This window comes from Staphylococcus sp. SA22 (assembly GCF_054165785.1).
This window is the reverse complement of sequence record NZ_JBSZQY010000034.1, coordinates 1-1,093: the sequence shown is the minus strand read 5'-3', so window position 1 is coordinate 1,093 and position 1,093 is coordinate 1. Positions and strand designations below refer to the sequence as shown.

General features: G+C 30.3%; 1 protein-coding gene. It reads left to right on the top strand.

Annotated elements, in window-relative coordinates; all coding sequences use genetic code 11:
* The first annotated feature begins 195 nt into the window (after positions 1-195).
* Positions 196-948, top strand: a complete 753-nt coding sequence (locus tag ACXQH5_RS13695) for an exotoxin (RefSeq protein WP_001823975.1) — start codon at positions 196-198, stop codon at positions 946-948.
* The last annotated feature ends 145 nt before the right edge of the window (positions 949-1,093 follow it).

The window sequence follows — 1,093 nt, the reverse complement described above, 5'->3', positions numbered from 1 at the left end:
GCATTGCCTGTAGAATTTCTTTTCGAAATTCTCTGTGTTGGGGCCCCTGACTAGAATTGAAAAAAGCTTGTTACAAGTGCATTTTCGTTCAGTCAACTACTGCCAATATAACTTCGTAGAGCATAGAACATTGATTTATTTCCTAGCCTGTTTATCATTTATGTCTCGCTCTCAAATGTAAATTAATAATTGATTTTGGGGGAGTTTGAAGTTAAATATTTAACAGGATTTATTTTAATATTATTGTTAGAAGGAATTTTGACAAATTCAGCAAGTGCAATCGCATATTCAGACTTACATCATAAAAGTAAGTTTAATTCAAAGCGTCTAAGTAATGCTAAGATGTCATTTGCTAATCCAACTGATCTTGAAAATAAAAAAACAAACGATAGACTGTTGACTCATGATTTGTTATTTCATGACATGTTCTTAAATGATGCTTGGAAAAAGGATTTTAAAGTTGAATTCGAAAATGAGGCACTTTCAAATGAATTTATAAATAAAAATATCGATATATATACTGGAAGCTATAGCTATGAATGTCATGGGGGAGCAACCAATAAAACGCAATGTAGTTATGGTGGTGTTACTTTAAGTGACAATAATAAGTACGATGATTATAAGAATATACCTTGTAATTTATGGATTGACGGACATCAAACAGAAAAAGAACTAACTGCAGTAAAAACGAAAAAGAAAATTGTTACCATTCAAGAATTAGATGTTCAATTAAGAAATTATTTGAATGAGAAGTATAAGTTGTACGAAAAAGGTGGCGACATTGTTAAAGGGTATGTTAAATATCATAATGATGATGAAAAAAATGTAGAATATGATTTTTATAATTTAAATGGTGAGTATGGTCATGAGGTATTAAAAATGTATGCTGATAATAAAACTATCAATAGTGACAAATTGCATTTAGATATCTATTTATTCAAATCATAATTTAAATAAGTTAATCATTAATAATCTTTGACAGTGAAATATAAAGTACCTGTCATTATATTGTTACAAATCAAAACCACCCGTGTGAACGGGTGGTTTGTTCTGCGGCTATAAGCCTTCCTTACTGGCCAGCCCTAAAAGGGCA